The sequence below is a fragment of the Aeromicrobium marinum DSM 15272 genome, from assembly GCF_000160775.2.
Lineage (GTDB): Bacteria > Actinomycetota > Actinomycetes > Propionibacteriales > Nocardioidaceae > Aeromicrobium > Aeromicrobium marinum.
In genome coordinates, this window is the sequence record NZ_CM001024.1 from 2,583,213 (window position 1) to 2,606,151 (window position 22,939).

The 22,939-nt window shown below is 71.6% G+C and carries 19 protein-coding genes; 6 read left to right on the forward strand and 13 right to left on the reverse strand.

From position 1 onward, the window contains the following. Positions 1-54: 54 nt before the first annotated feature. The 8 genes from HMPREF0063_RS13135 to HMPREF0063_RS13170 form a co-directional block, all read right to left on the reverse strand. Complete coding sequence (locus HMPREF0063_RS13135) at positions 55-810, reverse strand: enoyl-CoA hydratase-related protein (protein WP_007079179.1); 756 nt, start codon at positions 808-810, stop codon at positions 55-57. After that, complete coding sequence (locus HMPREF0063_RS13140; RefSeq protein ID WP_007079180.1) at positions 810-1,970, reverse strand: acyl-CoA dehydrogenase family protein; 1,161 nt, start codon at positions 1,968-1,970, stop codon at positions 810-812. Before HMPREF0063_RS13140 ends, HMPREF0063_RS13135 begins: the two co-directional genes overlap by 1 nt. After that, complete coding sequence (locus HMPREF0063_RS13145; RefSeq protein ID WP_007079181.1) at positions 1,967-3,907, reverse strand: ATP-binding protein; 1,941 nt, start codon at positions 3,905-3,907, stop codon at positions 1,967-1,969. The genes HMPREF0063_RS13140 and HMPREF0063_RS13145 overlap by 4 nt, the downstream gene beginning before the upstream one ends. Positions 3,908-4,025: 118 nt before the next feature. Continuing rightward, on the reverse strand, positions 4,026-5,591 hold the full coding sequence (locus tag HMPREF0063_RS13150) for an acyl-CoA carboxylase subunit beta (RefSeq protein ID WP_050761038.1): 1,566 nt from the start codon (positions 5,589-5,591) through the stop codon (positions 4,026-4,028). Positions 5,592-5,808: 217 nt separating this feature from the next. Beyond that, positions 5,809-6,963: an acyl-CoA dehydrogenase family protein gene (locus HMPREF0063_RS13155; protein ID WP_007079183.1), complete on the reverse strand. Its 1,155-nt coding sequence runs from the start codon at positions 6,961-6,963 to the stop codon at positions 5,809-5,811. Next, positions 6,960-8,732, reverse strand: coding sequence for an acyclic terpene utilization AtuA family protein (locus tag HMPREF0063_RS13160; RefSeq protein WP_040320294.1), 1,773 nt, complete (start codon positions 8,730-8,732; stop codon positions 6,960-6,962). The genes HMPREF0063_RS13155 and HMPREF0063_RS13160 overlap by 4 nt, the downstream gene beginning before the upstream one ends. 63 nt (positions 8,733-8,795) lie before the next feature. Further along, on the reverse strand, positions 8,796-9,599 hold the full coding sequence (locus tag HMPREF0063_RS13165; RefSeq protein ID WP_007079185.1) for a TIGR03084 family metal-binding protein: 804 nt from the start codon (positions 9,597-9,599) through the stop codon (positions 8,796-8,798). Position 9,600: 1 nt separating this feature from the next. Next, positions 9,601-10,206 (reverse strand): TetR/AcrR family transcriptional regulator, encoded by a 606-nt coding sequence (locus HMPREF0063_RS13170; RefSeq protein WP_245527716.1) that lies wholly within the window; start codon positions 10,204-10,206, stop codon positions 9,601-9,603. 172 nt (positions 10,207-10,378) lie between these two features. On the opposite strand from HMPREF0063_RS13170, the gene HMPREF0063_RS13175 reads away from it, so the two are divergent. After that, positions 10,379-12,082 carry a hypothetical protein gene (locus HMPREF0063_RS13175; RefSeq protein ID WP_040320295.1) on the forward strand — a complete coding sequence of 568 codons (1,704 nt, stop codon included), beginning with the start codon at positions 10,379-10,381 and terminating at the stop codon, positions 12,080-12,082. Between the two features lie 16 nt (positions 12,083-12,098). Here HMPREF0063_RS13175 and HMPREF0063_RS13180 read toward each other — a convergent pair whose 3' ends face one another. After that, positions 12,099-13,319: an alpha/beta hydrolase gene (locus tag HMPREF0063_RS13180; protein WP_007079187.1), complete on the reverse strand. Its 1,221-nt coding sequence runs from the start codon at positions 13,317-13,319 to the stop codon at positions 12,099-12,101. Positions 13,320-13,398: 79 nt separating this feature from the next. Beyond that, positions 13,399-14,043 carry an SIMPL domain-containing protein gene (locus tag HMPREF0063_RS13185; protein ID WP_040320296.1) on the reverse strand — a complete coding sequence of 215 codons (645 nt, stop codon included), beginning with the start codon at positions 14,041-14,043 and terminating at the stop codon, positions 13,399-13,401. A gap of 79 nt (positions 14,044-14,122) precedes the next feature. Here HMPREF0063_RS13185 and HMPREF0063_RS13190 point away from each other — a divergent pair, with 79 nt between their 5' ends. The 5 genes from HMPREF0063_RS13190 to HMPREF0063_RS13210 all read left to right on the forward strand — a co-directional run bounded on the left by HMPREF0063_RS13190 (position 14,123) and on the right by HMPREF0063_RS13210 (position 20,542). After that, positions 14,123-15,643 carry a flavin-containing monooxygenase gene (locus HMPREF0063_RS13190; RefSeq protein ID WP_007079188.1) on the forward strand — a complete coding sequence of 507 codons (1,521 nt, stop codon included), beginning with the start codon at positions 14,123-14,125 and terminating at the stop codon, positions 15,641-15,643. Positions 15,644-15,836: 193 nt separating this feature from the next. Then, positions 15,837-17,156, forward strand: a complete 1,320-nt coding sequence (locus tag HMPREF0063_RS13195; RefSeq protein ID WP_007079189.1) for an ATP-dependent 6-phosphofructokinase — start codon at positions 15,837-15,839, stop codon at positions 17,154-17,156. Positions 17,157-17,342: 186 nt separating this feature from the next. Beyond that, positions 17,343-18,635: a bifunctional o-acetylhomoserine/o-acetylserine sulfhydrylase gene (locus tag HMPREF0063_RS13200; RefSeq protein ID WP_007079190.1), complete on the forward strand. Its 1,293-nt coding sequence runs from the start codon at positions 17,343-17,345 to the stop codon at positions 18,633-18,635. Continuing rightward, positions 18,632-19,741 carry a homoserine O-acetyltransferase MetX gene (metX, locus tag HMPREF0063_RS13205; protein WP_007079191.1) on the forward strand — a complete coding sequence of 370 codons (1,110 nt, stop codon included), beginning with the start codon at positions 18,632-18,634 and terminating at the stop codon, positions 19,739-19,741. The genes HMPREF0063_RS13200 and metX overlap by 4 nt, the downstream gene beginning before the upstream one ends. 168 nt (positions 19,742-19,909) lie before the next feature. Beyond that, a complete protein-coding gene (locus HMPREF0063_RS13210; RefSeq protein ID WP_007079192.1) occupies positions 19,910-20,542 on the forward strand; it encodes a class I SAM-dependent methyltransferase in 633 nt (210 codons plus the stop codon). 33 nt (positions 20,543-20,575) lie between these two features. Here the strand turns inward: HMPREF0063_RS13210 and HMPREF0063_RS13215 are convergent, their stop codons facing one another. The 3 genes from HMPREF0063_RS13215 to HMPREF0063_RS13225 all read right to left on the reverse strand — a co-directional run bounded on the left by HMPREF0063_RS13215 (position 20,576) and on the right by HMPREF0063_RS13225 (position 22,932). Beyond that, positions 20,576-21,334 carry an SDR family oxidoreductase gene (locus tag HMPREF0063_RS13215; RefSeq protein ID WP_007079193.1) on the reverse strand — a complete coding sequence of 253 codons (759 nt, stop codon included), beginning with the start codon at positions 21,332-21,334 and terminating at the stop codon, positions 20,576-20,578. A 1-nt stretch (position 21,335) separates the two neighbouring features. Next, the gene (locus tag HMPREF0063_RS13220) at positions 21,336-22,130 is read right to left on the reverse strand and encodes an SDR family NAD(P)-dependent oxidoreductase (protein ID WP_007079194.1); all 795 of its coding nucleotides are present in this window, start codon (positions 22,128-22,130) and stop codon (positions 21,336-21,338) included. 163 nt (positions 22,131-22,293) lie between these two features. After that, complete coding sequence (locus tag HMPREF0063_RS13225; protein WP_007079195.1) at positions 22,294-22,932, reverse strand: histidine phosphatase family protein; 639 nt, start codon at positions 22,930-22,932, stop codon at positions 22,294-22,296. Positions 22,933-22,939: the final 7 nt, after the last annotated feature.

Below are 22,939 nucleotides of genomic sequence, written 5' to 3' on the forward strand. Positions count from 1 at the left end.
TCACGCCCTCGTGCCTCGGGCTGGCGAACGCACCCCGTCACGTTCGCCGGACGGTCAGCGCTTGCGCTGCAGGAAGGCCGTCATCGCCTCGCGGGCCTCGTCGCTGCCGAACAACCGGGCCGACTGCTCGGCGACCTGGTCCCCCAGGGCGTCGATGCGGGCGACCAGGTCGTGGTTGAGCAGCGCCTTGGTCTCGCGCAGGCCCTGCGGGTAGCCGAGCGTCAGGTCGGCCAGGGTCCGGGTCACCTCGTCGGCCAGCCCGTCGTCCGGTACGGCCCGCGTGACCAGACCGGCAGTCACCGCCTCCGCCGCGTCGAAGGTGCGGCCCGAGAGGAACAGGTCGGCCGCGGCACGGTCGCTGAACCGCTCCAGCAGGCTGAGCGAGATCACCGCCGCCGCCAGACCCAGACGGACCTCGGTGAGGGCGAACGTGACCGACTCCGCCGCGAGGACGATGTCGGCCGCACCCACGATGCCCAGACCACCCGCCCGGACCGGTCCGGCCAGCACGACGACGACCGGCTTGGGCAGGGTCGCGATCTGTCGCTGCAGCGCCACGATCGCCTTCGCCCCGTCGACCATGCCGTCGCTCGTCGCCTCCGACAGGTCGGCGCCCGAGCAGAACACCCGGCCCGCCGACCGCAGCAGCACGGCCCGCACCTGCGGGTCGTCACCGGCGGTCGTCAGGTGAGCGGTCAGCTCGCCGACCAGCTGCCGGCTCAGGGCGTTGCGGTTGTGCTCGCTGTCCAGGCTGATCGTCGCGACCCCGTCCGCGACCTCCAGGTGGACCAGCTCGGTGTGCTCGGCCATCAGTACGACTTCGGGAGACCCAGCGAGAACTGGGCGACGAAGTTGAGCGCCATCTCGCGGCTGACCGGAGCGATGTTGCTCAGCCGGGACCCGGCGAGCGCGTGCACGAGCCCGTACTCGGTCGCGAGGCCGTTGCCGCCGTGGGTCTGGATGGCCTGGTCGATGGTGTCGGCAGCCGCCTCACCCGCGGCGACCTTGGCCATGTTGGCGGCCTCACCGGCGCCCATCAGATCACCCGCGGCGTAGAGGGCGGCCGACTTCTGCGTCAGCAGCCGCGCCATCTCGATCGAGATGTGCAGACGGGCCAGCGGGTGGCTGATCGCCTGGTGCGCGCCGATCGGCTTGCCCCACACCTCGCGCTCCTTGGCGTACGCGACGGCCTTGGCCAACGCCCACCGGGCGCTGCCGGTGGCCATCGACGCGGCCATGATGCGCTCGGGGTTGAGCCCGGCGAACAGCTGCTCCAGTCCGGCGTCCTCGCTGCCGATCAGCGCGTCCTCGGGCAGCCGCACGTCGTCGAAGAACAGGGTGAACTGCTTCTCGGGGCTGACGATGCCCATCTCGATCTGCTGCTTGGTGAAGCCCTCGGCGTCGGTCGGCACCATGAACAGCGCCGGCTTCAGCTTGCCGGTCTTGGCGTCGGACCGGCGGGCGACCACGAGCAGGTGGCTCGCCTCGTCGACACCGGAGATGTAGGTCTTGCCGCCGTTGAGCACCCAGCCGTCCTCGGTGCGCTCGGCGTTGGTGATGATGTTGTGCGAGTTGGAGCCGGCGTCGGGCTCGGTGATGCTGAACGCGTAGGTGGCGGTGCCGTCGGCGAGGCCCGGCAGCCAACGCTCCTTCTGCTCCTGGGTGCCGTACTGCGCGATGGTGGTGCCGACGATCGCCGGTGAGACGACCATGAGCAGCAGTGGGCAGCCGGCCGTGGCGAGCTCCTCGCAGACCGCGGCGAGGTCGCCGATGTCACCGCCGCCGCCGCCGAACTCCTCGGGGATCGAGACCCCCAGGTAGCCGAGTTTGCCGGCCTCGGCCCACAGCTCGGTGGTCTTGCGACCCTCGACCGCGGCCCGGTGGAAGTAGTCGGCGCCGTACTTGGCACCCAGCTGGGCCACGGCCTTGCGGAGCTCGCGACGTTCCTCGGACTCGGTGAATGCGCTCATGCGGTGTCCCCTTCGGACTCGATGACGGCCAGGATGGCCCCCGACTCGACCTGCCGGCCCGCGACGACCGCGAGCTCGGTGACGACACCGTCGGTGGGTGCCGTGATGGTGTGCTGCATCTTCATGGCCTCGAGGACGACGACCACGTCGCCCTTGCTGACCGTCTGCCCCTGCTCGACCGAGACGGCGACGACCGACGCCGGCATCGGGGCCAGCAGGGAACCCTCCGCGACCACGTCGGCCGGGTCGACGAAGTCGGGGACCGGCACGAACGACAGCGTGCCACCCGGGCCGGTCACGTCGACCGCCTCGGTGGTGACCGCGGCCGTGAAGGTCTCGGTGACACCGCCGTCGATCAGGCGCACCCGGTCGGGTGCGGCGTCGAGCACCGTCACGTCGGGAAGTCCGACCGCGGTGAACGACCCGCGGTGCTGGGCGTACTCGACCGCTATCTCGTCGGCCCCCAGGGTGAAGCGCCGGACCCGCGGCTGCGACGGCACGTTGCGGTAGGCGGTCGGGATGCGACTGAGCACCCGTGCCTGCGCGGTGGCCGTGGTGGCCGACGCCAACGCCGCGGCCAGGGCGGTCTTGGCGACCGTGCGCTCGTCGACGGCCGGAGCGGTCCACGCCTCGAGGCGCTGGTCGAGCAGGGCGGTGTGCACCCGACCCGCGACGAACTCCTCGTCGGTGAGGATCGACCGCAGCAGGGCGAGGTTGGTGGTGACGCCGGTGACGCGCGCCCGCCCGAGAGCCGCGACGAGTCGCCGGATCGCCTGCGTCCGGTCGGCGCCCACGGCGATCACCTTGGCGAGCATCGCGTCGTAGTGCACGCCGACGACGCTGCCGGCCTCGAACCCGGAGTCGACCCGCACGGCCGACCCGAGGTCGAACGCGCGGATCGTGCCGGTCTGGGGCGCCCAGTCGTCGGCGGGGTCCTCGGCGTACAGGCGGACCTCGACGGCATGGCCCGAGGCGGCGGGCGGCTCGGCGGGCAGGGCGTCGCCCTCGGCCACCGACAGCTGCAGGGCCACCAGGTCGAGGCCGAAGATCTCCTCGGTGACGGGGTGCTCGACCTGCAGGCGGGTGTTCATCTCCAGGAACAGCACCCGGGCCGAGCCGTCGGTGCGCTGGTCGACGAGGAACTCGACCGTGCCGGCGCCCACGTACGACACGGCCTCGGCGGCGTTGCGTGCAGCGGTGTGCAGCACGGCCCGCGTCTCGTCGGACAGGCCCGGGGCGGGGGCCTCCTCGACGACCTTCTGGTGACGTCGCTGGATCGAGCAGTCCCGGTCGCCGAGGATCCACGTGGTGCCGTGGGTGTCGGCCAGCACCTGGACCTCGACGTGACGCGCCAGCGGCAGGTAGGGCTCGACGAACACGGTGGCGTCGCCGAACGCCGACGCGGCCTCGGCGCCGGCGGCGGCCAGCTCGCCGGCGAGGTCGGCGGGGTCGCTGACCACGCGCATGCCGCGGCCGCCACCTCCGGCGGACGCCTTGACCAGCAGCGGGAAGTCGTCGGCCGTCGCGGTGTCGGGGTCGACGCTCAGGATCGGCACGCCGGCCGCGGCCATCAGCTCCTTGGCACGGATCTTGCTGCCCATCGCGTCGATGGAGTCGGGCGTGGGTCCGATCCACACGAGTCCCGCGTCGATCACCGCCCGCGCGAACTCGGCGTTCTCGGACAGGAACCCGTAGCCGGGGTGGATCGCGTCGGCACCGGCCGCGCGGGCCGCCTCGATCACCAGGTCGCCGCGCAGGTAGGTGTCGGCCGGGGAGTTGCCGGGCAGGCGGACGGCACGATCGGCCTCGGCCACGAACGGCGCGTCGGCGTCGGCGTCGCTGTGGACCGCGACGGTGGCGACCCCGAGGTCACGACACGTGCGGAACACCCGCCGGGCGATCTCCCCCCGATTCGCCACCAAGACTGAAGTGATCATGAGCTGACTCCCGGAAGAAGGTGACCGTAGGCCGAGCGAAGCGAGGCAGCGCGCCTGGGCGCAGCCCAACAGCGGTGAGGAACGAGCCGCTGGAGCGGCGACGAAGGAGCCGCGCGCGTCATAGGCGGAACACCCCGTACCCACCGGTGACGCCCTCGACGGGCGCGTTGTGGATGGCGCTGAGGCAGATGCCGAGGATGCTGCGGGTGTCCCGGGGGTCGATGACCCCGTCGTCGTAGAGCATCCCGGAGGTGAAGTACGCGAGCGATTCCTTCTCGATCTGCGCCTCGATGAAGGCGCGCATCTGGGCGTCGCCCTCCTCGTCGTAGGGCTGGCCCTTGGCCTCGGCGGCTCCGCGGGCGACGATCGAGATGACGCCGGCGAGCTGCGCCGGACCCATCACGGCGGACCGCGCACCGACCCAGCTGAACATGAACCGCGGGTCGTAGGCGCGGCCGCTCATCCCGTAGTGACCGGCGCCGTAGGACGAGCCCATGACGATGCTGATGTGCGGCACCTTGGAGTTGGAGACGGCGTTCACCATCTGCGCGCCGTGCTTGATGATGCCGCCCTGCTCGTACTCCGCGCCGACCATGTAGCCGGTGGTGTTGTGCAGGAACAGCAGCGGGGTGTCGGTCTGGTTGGCCAGCTGGATGAACTGCGCGGCCTTCTGCGCCTCCTCGCTGAACAGCACGCCCTGGGCGTTGGCGAGGATGCCGATCGGGTAGCCGTGCAGCTGGGCGTAGCCGCACACGAGGCTGGACCCGTAGAGCGGCTTGAACTCGTGGAACCCCCCGCTGTCGCCGGTGACCTCGCCGGTGGGTCCGTCGACGATCCGGGCGATGACCTCGCGCGGGTCGAACGGCACCTTGAGGTCGGTGGGCACGATGCCGAGCAGCTCCTCGGGGTCGTGCTCGGGCTCGGCGTACTCCGCCGCGGGAGCCGGACCGAGCTTGCGCCAGTTGAGCCGGCGCACGATGCCGCGGCCCAGACGGATCGCGTCGTGCTCGTCGGTGGCCAGGTAGTCGGCGAGCCCGGACGTGCGGGCGTGCATCTCGGCGCCGCCGAGCGACTCGTCGTCGGACTCCTCACCGGTGGCCATCTTGACCAGCGGCGGGCCGCCGAGGAAGACCTTGGCGCCCTCCTTGACCATCACCACGTAGTCGCTCATGCCGGGGATGTAGGCACCGCCGGCGGTGGAGTTGCCGAACACCAGGGCGACGGTGGGCGTGCGGTCGGCGCTGGCCCGGGTGATGTTGCGGAACGACCCGCCGCCGGGGATGAAGATGTCCTTCTGCGTCGGCAGGTCGGCGCCGCCGGACTCCACCAGCTGGATGGTGGGCAGACGGTTCTCGCGGGCGATCTGGGCCGCGCGGCCACCTTTCTTCAACGTCGACGGGTTCGAGGAGCCGCCCTTCACGGTCGGGTCGTTGGCGACGATGAGGCACTCGGTGCCCTCGACCACGCCGATGCCGGTGACGATGGCGCCGCCGACGGTGAAGTCGGTGCCCCAGGCGGCCAGGCTCGACAGCTCGAGGAACGGGCTGTCGGGGTCGATCAGCAGCTCGATGCGTTCGCGGGCGGTCAGCTTGCCGCGCTGGTGGTGGCGGTCGATGTACCGCTGGCCGCCGCCGGCGATGGCCAGCGCGTGCTGCTCGGCGAGGTCGGCCACCCGCTCGAGCATCGCGGCGCGGTTCTCGGTGTAGGTGGGCGACTCGGTGTCGACGGTGGTCTTCACGGTGTCCCTCCGGTGGTGGTGTCGAGTGGCGCACTCCTGGTCCCGAGTGGCGCAGATCGGCGATTTCGGACGGCGTGTCGCGACAGAACTGCGCCACTCGCGGGGCGGGGTGCGCCACTCGCGGGGCGGGGTGCGCCACTCGCGGGGCGGGGTGCGAGGGTCATCAGTACCCCAGCAGCTTCGCGGCGAGGTCGTTGAGGACCTCGGTGGCGCCACCGCCGATGCCGATGATGCGGGCGTCGCGGTAGTGGCGGTCGATCTCGGACTCGCGCATGTAGCCCATGCCGCCGAAGATCTGCACGGCCTCGGTGACGACGTGCTCGACCGCCTCGACGGCGGTGTTCTTGGCCAGCACCGCGTCGAGGATGATCGACGGGTCGGTGGTGGATCCGTCGATGGAGCGCTCGACGGCCTGACGGGTCAGGGCGCGGGCCGCGGCGGTGCGACGCTGCATGTCGACCAGCTTGTGGCGGATGACCTGGCGCGTGATGAGCGGCTTGCCGAACGTCTCGCGCTGGCGCGCGTACTCCACGGCCAGGTCGGTGGCACGCTGCGCGGTGGCGTAGGCCTGCACGGCCAGGCCGAGACGTTCGTTCACGAACTGCTGCATCACCAGGACGAAGCCGCCGTTCTCCTCGCCGACCAGGTTCTCGGCCGGGACGCGCACGTCCTCGAACGACAGCTCGGCGGTGTCGGAGCAGTGCCAGCCCATCTTGCGCAGCGGCCCGGTGACGGTGAAGCCGGGGGCGTCCTTGTCGATCACCAGCAGGCTGATGCCGCCGTAGCCCTCGCCGCCGGTGCGCACGACCGTGGTGACGAAGTCCGCGCGCACGCCGGACGTGATGAAGGTCTTCGCGCCGTTGACGACGTAGTGGTCGTCGTCGCGGACGGCCTTGGTGCGGATGTTCGCGACGTCCGATCCCCCGCCGGGCTCGGTGACGCCGAGCGACCCGATGGTCTCGCCGGCGAGTGTGGGTCGCACGTAGCGGTCGATCAGGTCGGCGTTGCCGGAGTCGATGATGTGCGGCAGCGAGATGCCGTGGGTGAACAGCGAGGCGAGCACGCCGGTGGACCCGCCCGCCTGCACGATCGCCTCGGTGACGATGGACCCGTCGACCAGGTCGCCACCGTCGCCGCCGACGGCCTCGTCGAACCCGACCCCGAGGAAGCCGGCCTTGGCCGCCTGGGCGTGCAGCTCGCGGGGCAGTCGGCCCTCGTCCTCCCAGGTCGGCAGGTGGGGCACGATCTGGTCCTGCGTGAAGGCCGTGACGGCGTCGCGCAGGGCGATTCGCTCGGGTGTGGTCCAGGCGGTGGTCATGCGGTCTCCTCGGTGGCGGGGGTCAGCAGCTCGATGGGGATGTCGACGACGCGGGCGCGCAACCACTCGCCGAGCGCCTTGGCCTGCGGGTCCGAGCGGGTCGACGACGCGACGCCCTCGCCCAGCAGGCCGTGCACCACGATGTTGACGGCGGCGATCGAGGCCAGGGGGTGCACCTCGACGTCGAGCGGTGCGGCCTCGGGCAGCAGCTCACGGACCCGGTCGGGGGTGAGCTGTGCCGCGAGCCACGCGAAGGCCGCCTCACGGCGGGGGTGCTCGGCCGGGATCCACACACCGACGTTGGCGTCGCCGCCCTTGTCGCCGGACCTGGCGTGGACGAGCTCGCCCAACGGCACCCGCCGCGTCTCCGAGGGGTCGGTGGATTCGCGACCTTCTGAGGCCTCATTCGGTCGCACATCCACCGCCGGGCCGGCAACGGAGCCATTCGGTCGCAGATCCACCGCCCCGGGGGGAGGGGCGATGTCCTCGCGGCGGCCGTCGGCGTGCACCACCACGTGCGGCACCTCGGTCTGCGGCACGTAGGCGGCGCGGTAGACCCCGACGGGGGTCCCGGCGGCCGGGGGCCGGGTGACGGTGAAACCGGGGTAGGACGCCAGGGCCAGCTGCACGGCGGCGTCGCTGAAGGCGCGGCCGACCGGCTCCGCCGCGTCGTCACGGACATGGCAGCGCAGCTGGCTCGTGGCCGCCGCCTGGGTCTCGGGGTCGAACCGGTCGGTGCGGTCGAGCTGCCACTCGATCTGCGCGGGCGGGGTGCCCGCGGCGAGCGCGGCCTCGATCTGACCGCGGATCCACGCGGCCTTGGCCGGGATGTCGAGCCCGGTCAGCAGGAACTCCACGCTGTTGCGGTACCCGCCGAGGGTGTTGAGGCAGACCTTGGTGGTCGCCGGCGGAGCCGACCCGCGGACGCCGGAGATCGCGACCCGGTCGGCACCCACCTGCTCCAGACGCACCGAGTCGAGGTGGGTCGCGACGTCGGGGTTGAGGTACACCGGGCCCTGCACCTCGTACACCAGCTGGGCGGTGACGGTGTCGACCGTGACGGCTCCCCCGGTCTCGTCGTGCTTGGTGATGACCGAGGAGCCGTCGGCGGCGATCTCGGCGATGGGGAAGCCCAGCGGTCGGGTGAGGTCGAGGCTGCGGAAGCCGCTGAAGTTGCCGCCCGTGGCCTGGGTGCCGCACTCGATGACGTGGCCGGCGACCACGGCGCCCGCCAGCGCGTCGACCTCGTCACGACCCCACCCGAAGGCCGCGATGGCCGGTCCCACCACCACCGAGGCGTCGGTGACCCGGCCCGTGACCACGACGTCGGCCCCTGCCTGCAGGGCGGCCGCGATGCCGAAGGCGCCGAGATAGGCGTTGGCCGTCAGGGTGCTGCCGAACCCGAGCTCGTCGGCGCGGGGCGCGAGGTCGTCGCCCTCGACGTGGGCGATCGTGACGTCGACGGCCTGTTCGGCCGCGATGGTGCGGAGCACGTCGGCCAGCCCCGCGGGGTTCAGGCCGCCGGCGTTGGTGACGATCCGGACCCCCCGGTCCTTCGCGAGGGCGAGGTTCGCGGTCATCTGGCGCACGAACGTCTTGGCGTAGCCGGCGTCGGGGTTCTTCATCCGGTCCCGACCCAGGATCAGCATGGTCAGCTCGGCGAGGTAGTCACCGGTGAGGAAGTCGAGGTCACCCCCGGCGAGCATCTCGCCCATCGCCGACGCCCGATCGCCGTAGTAGCCACTGCAGTTGCCGATGCGGATCGTCACCTGAGCATCGTGCCCCTCAATCAACAAACAGTCAACCCTGCTTGTAACTTCCCGGACGGAGTCTCAGCGGTCGGCGAGACGCTGCGGGTCGCTGCCGGGCAGACCGGCGAAGGCCTGCACGACGTCGAGCCAGTCGTCGGCCGCCGGCCCGACCGCATGGACGTCGACGTCGTCGCGGTGCCGCCGACGCGTGGCCAGCAGTCCGAAGTCCCACCCGTCGCCCGTGACCCGGTCGGCGGCGTCCTCCGGGCCCCACGACCAGACCTCGCCGCTCGGCCCGGTCAGCTCCACCCGCACCGGGGCGTCCGGCGCCTCGGCACCGCGCATCAGGTAGGCGAAGCCGCGGGTGCGGACCCCGAGATGGCAGATGTGGCGCACGCGGTCGGTGCGCGGCACCTCGGTGCCGATCGCCTCGGCGACGTCGTGACCGTGGGCCCAGGTCTCCATGATCCGTGCCGTCGCCATCGAGACCGGCGCCATCGGAGGGCCGAACCACGGCACCTTGACCCCGTCGGGCACCCCTCGGAGGGCGTCGGCCAGCTTGGCCCGCGACTGGCGCCAGTGGTGCAGCATCGAGTCCGGCGGCAGCTCGGCGAGCCGCTCGGTCTCGGAGTCGACGAAGCCTCCCGGGTCCGCCTGCGCGACGACGAGCAGCTGGTCCCACTCCTCGCCCTGGGCGATCGCGGCCAGCGAGGCACGGTCGGTCCACAGCAGGTGGGCCACCTGGTGCAGCACGGTCCACCCCTCCGCCGTGGTGACCGTCGCCCACCCGGCCTCGTCGAGACCGGACACCCAGGCGTCGAGCTGCTCGCTCTCCGCGTCGAGGTCGGTCAGGACGGTCTCGAGGATGGTCGCTCGCTGATTCATGTCACTTCTCCAGGTCGTGGTCGAGGCTCAGGGCCCAGGCGTCGAGGATCGAGTCGCGCCGGGCACGGTCGTCCGACAGCGACGCCGCCAGCCCGAGGCCGCGGAGCATGTCGAGCGTGGCCTGCACCAGCTGGCGGTTGCGCCCACGGGACTCGTCGACGCCGAGCAGCTGCAGGGCGTGGGCGTGGGTCTCGCGGCCGATGCGGCGCTCCAGCGGACCCACCGCGGCGCGCAGCTCGTCGTCGGTCCTCGCGGCCACCCACAGCTCGAGCGCCGCGAAGAACACCGGCGAGGTGAAGTGGTCGGCCAGCACGTCGAGCACCGCACGGGTGCGTCCCTGCTCCGGCTGTTCGGCGAGGTCGGCGGTCAGGTCGTCGCGGCGCCGCTCGCTGAGGAACTCGACCGCCGCGACGACGAGGTCGAGCTTGCTCGGGAAGTGGTGCAGCTGTGCCCCCCGGCTCACCCCGGCGCGCTGGCTCACCACGGTGGTGGTGGTGCCCGACCAGCCGAGCTCGACCAGGCTCTCGACGGTGGCCTCCATCAGCCGGTGGCGCATGGCCCGGCTGCGTTCGCCCTGGGGCGTCCGGACGGTCGACGAGGCGGTCACGCGGCCAGCATGCGCCATGAGCACAAAAACCGTCAACCGTGCCGGTTTGTGGTCCGGTGGCGCCGGACGCCGTGGGGGCAGGCGTCCTCGGTTGACCCGCACCGGCACGGACGGGCACGATTTGGCGACGGTCGCGACGCCTTGACGACCACTCCACGCCCTTGGGGGGCCCATGTCCGACACCGTGATCGCACCTCCGGCCGAGCCCGAACCGCAGAAGTCGGGCGGCGGCCTCAAGGTCGCCCTCGGCATTGCCGGCGTCGCGGTGCTGGCCCTGGCCGGTGTCGGCGCCTACGCCTGGACCCAGCTGTCCGGCGGCGGGACCCAGCCGCACGACGTGCTCCCGGCCGACACGATCGCCTACGCCCGCATCGACCTGGACCCGTCGGCGAGCCAGAAGGTTGCCCTCCTGCGCCTGGTCGACCGGGTGCCCGAGATCGCCGAGGAGATCGGCATCGACGACGAGGACGACGACCTGCGGCGCGTGCTGGTCGAGGGCGTGCTGGAGTCGTCCTGCGACGTCGACTACGACGACGACGTCGAGCCGTGGCTCGGTGAGCGGCTGGGCGTCGGTCTCGGTCCCGACCTCGAGGACGAGCAGATTCGCATCGCCGTGCAGGTCACCGACGAGGACGCCGCCCGCGACGGCATCGCGACCCTCTTCGAGTGCGCCGGCGAGGAGTTCGGCATCGCGTTCCTCGACGGCTACGCGATCGTGACCCCCACGCAGGACGAGGCCGATGCCGCGGTCGAGGCGGCCGGCGAGGGGTCGCTGGCCGACACCGAGGCGTTCGCCGCTGATCTGGACGACCTCGGCGACGACGGCCTCGTGTCGGTGTGGGCCGACCTGGAGGAGGCTGGGTCGCTGGTCTCGGAGTTCGGGTTCGGCCTCGGGTTCGACGAGGAGCTGGCCGACACGGGCGGGGCCACCTCGGTCTTCCTCGCCCTGCGGGCCGGCAGCGACTCCCTCGAGATCGGCGGGTTCACCCGGGTCGCCGACGAGCCGGAGACCCCTGACGTCCGCGGCCTGGGCGACCTGCCCGACGACACGGTGGCAGCGATCTCGGTCGTCGGCGCCGGCGAGTACGCCGTGGAGCTCTACGAGGGGTTCCTCGAGGGGCTGTCCGGCTTCCCCTTCGGCGGCGGGTTCGACGACGGTGCCTTCGAGGAGTTCGAGGAGTTCGACCCGCTGGAGGGCCTGACCCAGGACGAGATCGACGAGCTGAGGGAGATCCTGGGCGACGACTTCGACGCGATCTACGGCGACGGCGCGACCGACCCGCTCGGCGGTGGGCTGTTCGACGACGGCCTCGGCTTCGACCCCGAGGGCGCGATCGAGGAGTTCGGGACCACCTACGACCTGCGGTTCCCGGAGGACCTCGAGTCGCTGTTCGGGGACGCGCTCACCCTCTACGTCGGTTCGACCGGCCTGCGCGAGCTGCCGACGCTCGAGGGACCGGAGGCCACCGAGCGCCTGTCGGCCGGTCTGGTGCTGAGCGGGGGCGCCGGTGCGGCCGACCTGGCCGAGCGGCTGGTCGCGGCGGTCACCGCGGCCTCCGGCATCGAGCTGGTCGCCGAGCCCACCGACGACGGCGCCGTCATCGCGACCAACGCGGAGGTGGCCGAGGCGCTCACCTCCGACGGCGACCTCGGCTCGTCCGACGCGTTCGAATCGGTGATGGCCGGCGGCGGGCCGTTCGGCGGCTTCTTCGTCGACGTGGCCGCGATCATCGCCGAGCTGCGCGAGGCGGACCCGCCCGAGGACGTCGACTCGTTCTTCGACGACCTGTCGATCGTGCGGGCGGTGGGCGTCTCGGGCTCCCGCGAGGACGACCGGATCGGGTTCAGCGTCAAGGTGTCCTTCACCGACGAGTGAACCGGAATGGCGGCGCTCAGGCGGTGAAGAGGGACCGCAGGGTGCGGCGACCGGTCGTGGCGAGCTCGGGCTCGGGCTCGGGCTCGGCGGCGTCGAACTCGCCCGTGTCGTCGCTCACCAGCTCGCCCACGAGCGGCTCGGTGACCGAACCGTCGTCCTCGATCTCGGCGCGGGGAGCCTCGCCCACGGCGATCCGGGCGAACCGGGCGGCCAGCTGCAGCGCGATCCGCGCCTCGGGCAGGGCGTCGGCGAGCACCGGGAAGGCGTGCACCTGGCCGCGCCACAGGTGGGTCTCGACCTCGACCCCGCGGGCGGCGAGCAGCAGCGCCATCGCCTCGACCTCGGGCCGCAGGATCTCGTCCTCCACCGCCAGCAGGAAGGACGGGGAATCGATGTGCTCGGTGGCCTCCAACGGCGAGACCGCGCCCTCGATCTCGGCGCCCTCGGGCAGCCACCGCTTGCGGACGACCCGCAGCCGGCGCAACGGAAGGTAGGCGTCACTGACGCGGGAGACGCGCTGCACGTCCTTGTCCTGCCGGTCCGGGTCCAGGCTCAGCAGCGGCGAGAACGCCAGCACGCCGGCGGGCGGGTGCAGGCCTCGCCGCGTCGCCAGCTCGGCGACCTTCATCGACAGGTAGCCGCCGGCGGAGTCCCCGGCGACGACGACCTTGTCAGGGTGCACCACCTGGTCGAGCAGGGCCTCATAGGCCGTGATGGCGTCCTGCACGGAGTCGGCGACCGTGCCCTCGGGGATCTGCACGTAGTCGACCGAGATGACCGTCGCCCCGCTGTAGAGCGCGAGCCGCTCGCAGATGCGCCGGTGCGTCTCGATGCCGCAGGAGAAGAACCCGCCGCCGTGGAAGTACAGGATCGTCATGTCGCTCGACGGGCCGTAGCGATGGGTCATCGACTCGACCGTCACCCCGCCGAGCTCGAACCGGTACGGCTCCACGTAGCGCGACCGCGGGCCGCGGGCCGAGAGTGCGTCGAAGCGACGCATGGCTCGCACCGTGCGGTCGTTGAACGGCACCACCGCCAGCGCCGGCTTGAGGACCATCCGGAGCGAGCGCTGGAGCACGCGGGCCTGCAGGCTCGCCCGGTGGTGGACGACCGCGTCCTCGAACACCACCTGCACCGGGCCGCGCCGACCGGGACGGACGATGCGCAGACCGGTCGTGCGGGGCTCCCGCGCGCGACGGAACACCCGGAGCTGTCGGCGCAGGAAGGAGGCGATCATGCGCCCACGGTAGCCGCGGCGACCCGCCGCCTCAAGGGACGAACATCACGTTTGCGCAGGTCAGGCGGGCTACAGCCGGTCACTCCGCCCGGAAGACGGCATCGACGGCCACCTCGATCACCACGGGCCGGGGCCGGATCGTCAACCCCTGGTCGACCGACTCGGCCATCCGTGCCATCAACGGGCTGACCGGCCCCGAGGCCCCGCCGAGCATGTCGGGATCGGCCAGGTGCACCGCGACGACGCGGCCACGGCGCACCGCGTCGGCGTAGGCCTGCGCCTTGACGACGGCGTCCTCGACCGCGGCCCGGCGCACCTCGGCCTCGTACGACCGGCGGTCGGCGGCGGCGACGTCCCAGGTGATCGACCCGATCTCGACGCCGTCCTGGGAGGCCCAGTGGTCGATGAATCCGGCCATCCGCTCGAAGTCGACGAACTCGGCCTCGACGTCGACGTGGGCGGTCTGCACGGGCGGAAGCCGCTCCCCTGCGTCGCCCCACGGACGGTGCCCGAAGGCCCGCACCTGGTCGCTCGACCAGGTGGTGACGGCCCGCAGGCCGGCCAGCTCGCGCAGGTGGCCGCCGATCTCGGCCTGGACGGCGGCGGCCCGGGCCAGCACGTCGGCCCGGTCGGGACCGTCGGTGACCGCGGCGAGGTGCAGGGCGGCCCGATCGGGCTGGTGCGAGGCGCGCGCCGACCCGCGGACGGTGATCTCCAGGCTCATCCCCCCATGATGCGGTGTGACGCTGTCGAGGGGCGTCGCCCCTTGCCAGATACCGTCGGTATCTGGTTTTGTGTGGCGCATGGCACCCTCCGCGAGACGCCCGAAGCACACCCCCGCCGACCACGTGCACGACGCCGTCATCGTGGGGGCCGGGTTCGGTGGCATGGGCGCGGCCATCGCGCTCCAGCGGCTCGGTCGCGACGACCTGGCGATCCTCGACAGGGAGGACGACCTGGGCGGCACGTGGCACGTCAACCACTACCCCGGCCTCGCCGTGGACATCCCGTCGTCGACCTACTCGTACTCGTTCGCCCCCAATCCGTACTGGTCGCGCATGTACGCACCGGGACCCGAGCTGAAGCGCTACGCCCTGCACGTCGCGGAGAAGTTCGACCTGCGCCGGCACATGCGCTTCGGAGCCGTCGTCACGGGTGCGGCCTGGGACGAGGCCACCCGCACGTGGACCGCGACCCTCGCCGGCGGCGAACAGGTCCGCGGGCGCCTGCTGCTCACCGCCACCGGCTACCTGTCGCAGCCGAAGATGCCTGACATCCCGGGCGTCGAGGACTTCGCCGGCACCGTCATCCACACCTCGGCGTGGAAGGACGACCACGACCTGACGGGCGAGCGCGTGGCGGTCATCGGCACCGGCGCGACCGCCGTGCAGCTGATCCCCGAGATCGCACCGGCCGTGGCCGACCTCACGGTCTTCCAGCGCACGGCGATCTGGGTGACCCCGAAGTCGGACGCGGCGATCCCCCGGGTGGTGCAGGGGCTGTACGCACGGGTGCCGCTGACCCAGCGGGTCGTGCGCGCCGTCGGCTCCACCGTGCTGGAGGCGATCATGGTCACCGGTGTGCTGAAGTACCGGCAGCTGGGCCGCCTCAACCGGATCGCCGAGAAGTGGGCGACCTGGCACCTGCACCGGCAGATCGCCGATCCCGTGCTGCGACGCCAGCTGACCCCCGACTACTCGTTCGGCTGCAAGCGACCCACGTTCTCCAACGACTACTTCCGCACCTTCAACCGGTCCAACGTGCACCTGGAGACCAACCCCATCGAGCGCATCGATGCCGGCGCGGTCATCACCGCCGACGGGGTCCGCCACGAGATCGACACGCTCGTGCTGGCCACGGGGTTCAGCCTGTGGGAGACCAACTTCCCGGCGCTGCCCATCACCGGGCGCGACGGGCTGGACCTGGGGACGTTCTGGCGCGAGCAGCGGTTCCAGGCGTACGAGGGTGTCAGCATCCCCGGGTTCCCCAACCTGTTCTCGCTGAGCTCGCCGTACTCGTACTCGGGGCTCTCGTACTTCACCACCGTCGAGTCGCAGATGAAGCACCTCACCCGGCTGCTGCAGGAGGTCGACCGACGGGGTGCCACGACGTTCGAGGTCTCCGAGGAGGCGAACCGGCGCTTCCTGCACGCGATGAAGGAGCGGCTCCACAGCTCGGTGTTCGAGCACGGCAGCTGCGGGACCGCGCGCAGCTACTACTTCAACCAGCACGGCGAGGCGACGCTGCTCCGGCCGACGTCGACCCTCAACGCCTTCCGCGAGGCCGGCCGTTTCCCGCTCGAGGACTACGTCATCGCCGCCTGAGCTCGTGGTCGGCGTTCGCGGTGGTTTCGAGGCTCGCACGCTCGCACCTCAACCACCATGACGTCACCTCGCCTCGGGCTGGCGACCCCGTTCGCCAGCCCGAGCCTGCGAGGGCGTGAGCGCAGCGAGGCGAACCCCGCGGAGCTCGTCACACTTCGACCGACCGACCCGCCGGCGCGCCTAGACTCAGGTGATGGTGACCCTCGCGGACCTGCAGGTCAAGACCGTCGGCCCCAGCACGATCACCTCTCCCCTCGCGTCCTACGTGGGTGGTCGGACGACCAACGAGTACTACGTGGGCGCCGACGACCGGATCCTGTTCGACGACACCGTCGAGCTGGTGCGATCTCGCGGCCTGCCGCTGGACGAGCTGCCGACCTTCGAGACCGGCGGCCCGCGCGAGCTGATCCACTTCGACCCCGCGACGACCCGCGTCGGCATCGTCACCTGCGGCGGACTGTGTCCCGGCCTCAACGACGTCATCCGTGCCCTGGTGCTGGAGCTGCACGAGCACTACGGCGTCGACGACGTGCTCGGGTTCCGCAACGGCTACGCGGGGCTGGTGCCCGAGTCCGGGCTGCAGCCGATCCCGCTCACGTCGGAGGTGGTGGCCAACATCCACGAACGGGGCGGCACGATGCTCGGCTCGTCACGGGGCGCGCAGGACGTCGGCACGATCGTCGACACCCTGCAGATGCGTGGCCTGTCGATCCTGTTCGTCATCGGCGGGGACGGCTCGATGCGCGGCGCCCACCGGATCGCCGAGGAATGCCTGCGGCGCGGCAACGGCATCGCGGTGGTGGGCGTGCCGAAGACGATCGACAACGACATCCCGCACATCGGCCAGAGCTTCGGGTTCCAGACCGCGTACGCGCGGGCCTCGCAGTCGATCAAGGCCGCCAAGATCGAGGCCGAGGCTGCCATCAACGGCATCGGGATCGTCAAGGTGATGGGCCGCCACGCGGGCTTCATCGCCTGCTACTCGGCGCTGGCCAACCACAACGCCGACTTCGTGCTGATCCCCGAGGTGCCCTTCGCCCTGCACGGCGACAACGGCCTGCTGGCGCACATCCGGCGCCGGGTCGAGCGCGACGGCAACGCGGTGCTGGTGGTCGCCGAAGGTGCCGGCCAGGAGCACCTGCCGGTGACCGACGAGACCGACGCGTCGGGCAACCGGGCACTGGGTGACATCGGCCGGTTCCTGCGCGAGGTGATCCGCGAGGAGTGGACCGCCCGCGGCGAGGAGGTGATGCTGCGGTACTTCAGCCCCGGCTACTTCATCCGCTCGGTACCGGCCGACCCTGCCGACGCGGTCTACTGCGCGCGGTTGGCGCAGACCGCGGTGCACGCGGCCATGGCCGGCCGCACCGACATGGTGGTGGGCCGCCGCCGGCACCGGTTCGTGCACGTGCCGATCGAGTACGTGACCCACCGCGCTCACGGCGTCTCGGCCGACGGCGACCTGTGGCTCAGCGTCCTGGAGTCGACCTCCCAGCCCCACGACATGACCTGACGCCCTCACCCCGACCCAGATGTGCTCCCACATCAACCTGAATTCCGCCAGGATCGGTTGATTCGGGAGCACATCTGGGTCGGGGTGGGGACGCGGCGCTGCCGTCCGAATGACGAGACACCTGTCCACCGTTGCGACCGCGTGCGACGCTGAAGGGGCAGACCACCCGAGACTTCAGGAGCATCCATGAGTGACACCTGGTCGTTCGAGACCAAGCAGATCCACGCGGGCCAGACCCCGGATCCCACGACCGGAGCCCGTGCGCTGCCGATCTACCAGACCACCTCGTACCAGTTCCGCGACACCCAGCACGCCGCCGACCTGTTCGCGCTGGCCGAGCCGGGCAACATCTACACCCGCATCATGAACCCGACCCAGGGCGTCGTCGAGGAGCGCCTCGCGGCGCTGGAGGGCGGCGTCGGGGCGCTGCTGTTCTCGTCCGGCCAGGCCGCCACCACCGGCGCGCTGACCAACGTCGCCGAGGCCGGCGACCACATCGTCGCCTCCGCCAGCCTGTACGGCGGCACCGACAGCCTGCTGCGCCACACCTTCCCCAAGCTCGGCATCACGGTGACGTTCGTGGAGGACGCCAACAACGCCGATGCGTGGCGAGCCGCCGCCCAGGAGAACACCAAGGCGTTCTTCGGCGAGACCATCGGCAACCCCAAGGGCGACATCCTCGACCTCGAGGCGATCAGCGCGGTCGCCAAGGAGGTCGGCGTGCCGTTCATCGTCGACAACACGGTGGCCACGCCCTTCCTGCTCAACCCGTTGAAGCACGGCGTCGACACCGTGGTCCACTCGGCCACCAAGTACATCGGCGGCCACGGCACCACGATCGCCGGTGTCGTCATCGACGGAGGCACGTTCGACTACGCCGCGCACGGTGACAAGTTCCCCGGGTTCACGACGCCCGACGCCAGCTACCACGGCCTCGTGTTCGCCGACGCCCTGGGCCCGGCGGCCTACATCGCGAAGCTGCGGGTGCAGTACCTGCGCAACGTCGGTGCGGCGCTGGCCCCGTTCAACGCCTTCCTGCTGGCGCAGGGTCTGGAGACGCTGAGCCTGCGGATGGAGCGGCACATCGAGAACACCCGCAAGGTCGCCGAGTGGCTGCAGGCCCGCGAGGACGTCTCGAAGGTGACGTGGGCCAGCCTGCCCGGCAACCCCTACAAGGAGCTCGCCGACAAGTACGTGCCCAAGGGCTCCGGCGCGGTGCTGACCTTCGAGCTGCCCGGTGGACTCGAGGCCGGGAAGGCGTTCATCGACTCGCTCGAGCTGTTCAGCCACGTGGCCAACATCGGCGACGTCCGCAGCCTCGCGATCCACCCGGCCAGCACGACGCACTCGCAGGGCACCCCCGAGGAGCACGCCGCCACGGGCGTCACCCCCGGCCTCGTCCGCCTCGCCGTGGGCCTGGAGGGGATCGACGACATCCTCGCCGACCTGGACGCAGGGTTCCGCGCCGCGAAGTCGTGACGCGACTGACCCCTGAGGATCTCCCTCCCGTCACCGGTGCGTGGCGGGAGGGAGATCCCGTTGGTGGGCGCACCTTCGTCGACATCGGGTCGCTGACCCTGGAGTCCGGCGCCGTGCTGCCCGACGTCCGCATGGCGTACGAGTCGTGGGGCACGTTCACCGGTGACAACGCGGTGCTGGTCCTGCACGCGCTCACCGGCGACTCCCACGTGCTCGGCGAGGTCGGCCCCGGCCACCGGTCACCCGGCTGGTGGGACCCCGTCGTCGGTCCCGGCCGGCCGATCGACACCGACCGGTTCTTCATCGTGGCCGCCAACATCCTCGGCGGCTGTCAGGGCACCACCGGACCGGCGTCGACCTCTCCCGACGGCTCGCCCTACGGCAGCCGGTTCCCGGCGGTCACCGTGCGCGACCAGGTGGCGGCCGAGGTGGCACTGTCGGACCACCTCGGGGTCGACCGCTGGCGCGGGGTCATCGGCGGCTCGGCGGGCGGTATGCGCGGCCTGGAGTGGGCGATCATGCAACCCGAACGGGTCGAGCGGCTGTTCCTGCTGGCGACCTCGCCGTGGGCGTCGGCCGAGCAGGTCGGCCTCTCGGCCACCCAGGCCGACGTCATCCGCGCCGACCCGCACTTTGCCGGGGGTGACTACTACGCCGCCGAGCGCGGCCCGACGGCCGGGCTCGACCTGGCTCGCCGGATCGCGCACATCTCGTACCGCAGCGAGGCCGAGCTGCAGCAGCGGTTCGGCCGCGAGTCGGCCGGCGACGGGCGGTTCACCGTCGAGTCCTACCTGCAGCACCACGGCACCAAGCTGGGACGCCGCTTCGACGCCAACTCCTACATCGTGCTGAGCGAGGCGATGAACAGCCACGACGTGGGTCGCGGACGCGGCGGCATCGAGGCTGCGCTCGGTCTCATCACCGCCCGCACCGTCGTGGCCGGTATCGACTCCGACCGGCTGTACCCGCTCGGCCAGCAGCAGCTGCTGGCCGACCACATCCCGGGGTGCCCGGGTCTGGACGTCGTGACCTCCCTGCACGGCCACGACGGTTTCCTGGTCGAGTCCGACCAGGTCGGCGCCCTCGCAGGCACCCTGCTCGCCTGACCTCCCCCGTCGAGGGCGGTGGATTCGCGACCGTTCGACTCCCCCGGCCTGTGCCAGGTGGATATGCGACCGTCTGGACGCTGAATCGGTCGCATACCCACCGCCCCTCGGGAGTAGTCCCCCCTCGGGGCCCCGGGCGACGCCGGCCGCGGCGACTACCCTGACCGAGTGACCCACGAGACCCCCGACGTCCAGGGCGCCGCGTTCTGGGACGAGCGCTACGCGACCTCGCGACGGATCTGGAGCGGCAACCCCAACCCGACCCTCGTCACCGAGATCGCGGGGATGCCCCCGGGCCACGCGCTGGACGTGGGCTGCGGCGAGGGAGCGGACGCGCTGTGGCTCGCGGCGCAGGGGTGGACGGTGGTGGGCGCCGACCTGTCCACGGTCGCGCTCGGTCGCGCGGCCGAGCACGGCGCCGACCTGCAGCTGACCGAGCGGGTCGCGTGGCAGCAGACCGACCTGGTCGCCGATCCGCCGGAGCCGGGGTCGTTCGACCTCGTCACCTCGCACTTCACCCACCTGCCGCCGGACGCCCGTCACCGGTTGTTCGACGGGCTGGCCGCTGCCGTGCGGTCCGGGGGGACGTTGCTGTTCGTCGGCCACGACTACGGCGACATCGCGGCCGGCATGCCCCGGCCCCCGCGGCCGGAGGTGTTCCACACCCCCGACGAGCTGGCGGCCCGGCTCGACGACGCGTGGACCGTCGAGGTCAGCGAGCTGCGCCCGCGGCACGCGACGACACCCGAGGGGGTGAAGATCACGATCCACGACACCGTGCTGCGCGCCCGCCGCAGTTGACCCCGCCCTGCGCCACTGCGCGCGCCACCCCGGTCAGACGAGCTTGCGGACGATCCCGAGCGGAGCGCGCTTGAGGACCTGGCCGAGCGGGACCCAGGGCCACCCGGGCACCGACGCCTCGGCGACCTCCTTGTCGATCGCCTTGACGATCGACCGCACACCGGTCGCGGTGTCGGCCATCAGCTTCTGCTCCGAGGCGACCACGTCGTTCATCTCCGACACGATGTATCCCGGGTAGATCGTGGTGACCTTGATGTCCAGGTTCTTGCGGCCCATCAGGTCGAGCCGGATGCCCTCGGCGAGATGCGCCAGACCGGCTTTGGTGGCGGCGTAGGTCGTCACCGTCGACGGCAGCCCGCGCATCGCCGAGATGGACGAGATCACCACGAGGTGGCCGGCCTTGCGCTCGTAGAAGTGCTCCATCGCGGCCTCGCACTGGGCGAGCGCGGCCACGAAGTTGGTCTGCGCGGTCTCGGCGTTGGCGGCGAACCCTCCGGTACCGATCTTCACGCCCTTGCCGAGGCCCGCGTTGACGACGACGCGGTCGAGACCGCCGAGGTCGGCGGCGGCCTGCTTCGTGACGGCAAAGACCTGGTCGTGGTCGTTGACGTCGAGCTGGTGCACGACCACCTCGACGTCGGGGTGGGCAGCCAGGATCTCGGACCGCAGCTCCTCCAGCCGGTCGACGCGACGCGCCGTGAGAGCGAGGTGGTGGCCCTTGGCGGCGAACTGGCGGGCCATCTCGGCGCCCAGGCCCGAGCTCGCCCCGGTGATCAGGATGTTGCGACGCATGTCAGTCCTTCCGTCCCATCTGCACGGCCGCCTTGGCCATCTGCTGGTAGTACACCGGCCGCAGGAACCGCTTGGCGAAGTACGCGATGCGTCCGTTGCGGTCGGTGAGGATCACGTGGGTGCCCGTCTCGACCTGCTTCAGCACCGTGGCGGCGATGTCGGCGGCGGTGACCTTGGAGGAGTCGATGAGCTTGGCGGCCGACTGCTGCGCCGCCTCGTCCTTGCCGCGCATCGAGGAGGTGAGGTTGGTCTTGAAGAAGGTCGGGCAGACCACCGAGACCCCGACCCCGAAGGGCTTCAGCTCGTGGAAGAGCGACTCGCTCATGCCGACGACCCCGGCCTTCACGGCGGTGTACTCCGTCATCCGCGGCGGGTGCACCAGACCGGCGGCCGAGGACGTGTTGACGATGTGACCGGACCGGACGTCCTTCATCATCGGCACGAAGGTGCGGCAGCCGCGCGCGACACCGAGCAGGTTGATGTCGACGATCCACTGCCACTGGTCCATCTCGGTCAGCTCGATGCGACCGCCGGCCGCCACGCCCGCGTTGTTGAACAGCAGGTCGAGGCCGTCCCAGTGCTCGGTGACCCAGTCGCGCGCCGTGAGCCAGTCGGCGTCGGACGTGACGTCGAGCGTGAGGTACTCGGCCCCGTCGGGCAGGTCGGCCGGTCGCTCGGCGTGGATGTCGGTGGCCAGCACCCGCACCTGCCGCTCGAGCAGCTGGTTCACGAGGGCCAGGCCCAGGCCGGAGGCACCCCCGGTGACGAGGGCGCGGGAGTTCGTGGCGATCTTCATGTTTCAGATACTACCGGTATCTGAGTTTGGCGCCGGGCCCCTTCCCCCGAGTGGCGCAGTTCGGGTCCCGAGTGGCGCAGTTCGGTCGCGACACGCCGTCCAAGAACGCCGAACTGCGCCACTCGCGGGAAACGGGGGTGGACGGGGGTGGGCGGGGGGTGGGTCAGCGGAAGGTGACCTGGTCGCGGGGGAGGTGGGTGTGTTCGTTGAACGCGAGCAGCCGGGTGCCGCCGCGGCCCACGATCGCCGTGGTCACCGAGGCGTTGACGACCACCCGGTTGAGGGTGATGAACAGGGACGCGTCGCCCACCAGCAGGTGCGAGGTGACCAGGGCGATCGGCCCGCCGGAGGTGAACACCGCGACGTGGCGGCCCGAGCCGGCCTCGCCGACCGCGTCGTCGAAGGCGCTCAGCACGCGGCCGCTGAACTGGTCGAAGGTCTCGCCCGCGCCCGCCGCCCCGGCGACCCAGCCGGTGAGGGCGCCGTCGAGCTCGGCCTGGAACTCCCGCGGGTCCTGCGGACGGGTGGCGGGGTCGAGGTGACCGGTGAGGGCGAGGTGGTCGTACTCGTCCCAGCCGGCGTCGACGTCGTAGAGGTCACCGTCGATGGCGTCGATCGCCGCCACCGCGGTCTGCGCGTGCCGCTTCATCGAGCCCGCGACCGACCAGGTGGGGGCGAAGCCGGAGGCCTCCCAGGAGGCCCCCAGCCACGCTCCCTGCCGGACCCCGAGGTCCGACAGCTGGTCGTAGTCGGCGGCGCCCCAGGAGGCCTGGCCGTGTCTGATCAGTTGGATGGCGCCCACCCGCGGC

What these genes read in the sequence shown, in the direction of transcription:
- HMPREF0063_RS13135 (WP_007079179.1), bottom strand. Translation starts at nt 810, where the DNA reads ATGGCCGAGCACACCGAGCTGGTCCACCTGGAGGTCGCGGACGGGGTC.
- HMPREF0063_RS13140 (WP_007079180.1), bottom strand. Translation starts at nt 1,970, where the DNA reads ATGAGCGCATTCACCGAGTCCGAGGAACGTCGCGAGCTCCGCAAGGCC.
- HMPREF0063_RS13145 (WP_007079181.1), bottom strand. Translation starts at nt 3,907, where the DNA reads ATGATCACTTCAGTCTTGGTGGCGAATCGGGGGGAGATCGCCCGGCGG.
- HMPREF0063_RS13150 (WP_050761038.1), bottom strand. Translation starts at nt 5,591, where the DNA reads ATGCTCGAGCGGGTGGCCGACCTCGCCGAGCAGCACGCGCTGGCCATC.
- HMPREF0063_RS13155 (WP_007079183.1), bottom strand. Translation starts at nt 6,963, where the DNA reads ATGACCACCGCCTGGACCACACCCGAGCGAATCGCCCTGCGCGACGCC.
- HMPREF0063_RS13165 (WP_007079185.1), bottom strand. Translation starts at nt 9,599, where the DNA reads ATGAATCAGCGAGCGACCATCCTCGAGACCGTCCTGACCGACCTCGAC.
- HMPREF0063_RS13175 (WP_040320295.1), top strand. Translation starts at nt 10,379, where the DNA reads ATGTCCGACACCGTGATCGCACCTCCGGCCGAGCCCGAACCGCAGAAG.
- HMPREF0063_RS13180 (WP_007079187.1), bottom strand. Translation starts at nt 13,319, where the DNA reads ATGATCGCCTCCTTCCTGCGCCGACAGCTCCGGGTGTTCCGTCGCGCG.
- HMPREF0063_RS13185 (WP_040320296.1), bottom strand. Translation starts at nt 14,043, where the DNA reads ATGAGCCTGGAGATCACCGTCCGCGGGTCGGCGCGCGCCTCGCACCAG.
- HMPREF0063_RS13190 (WP_007079188.1), top strand. Translation starts at nt 14,123, where the DNA reads ATGGCACCCTCCGCGAGACGCCCGAAGCACACCCCCGCCGACCACGTG.
- HMPREF0063_RS13195 (WP_007079189.1), top strand. Translation starts at nt 15,837, where the DNA reads ATGGTGACCCTCGCGGACCTGCAGGTCAAGACCGTCGGCCCCAGCACG.
- HMPREF0063_RS13200 (WP_007079190.1), top strand. Translation starts at nt 17,343, where the DNA reads ATGAGTGACACCTGGTCGTTCGAGACCAAGCAGATCCACGCGGGCCAG.
- HMPREF0063_RS13215 (WP_007079193.1), bottom strand. Translation starts at nt 21,334, where the DNA reads ATGCGTCGCAACATCCTGATCACCGGGGCGAGCTCGGGCCTGGGCGCC.
- HMPREF0063_RS13220 (WP_007079194.1), bottom strand. Translation starts at nt 22,130, where the DNA reads ATGAAGATCGCCACGAACTCCCGCGCCCTCGTCACCGGGGGTGCCTCC.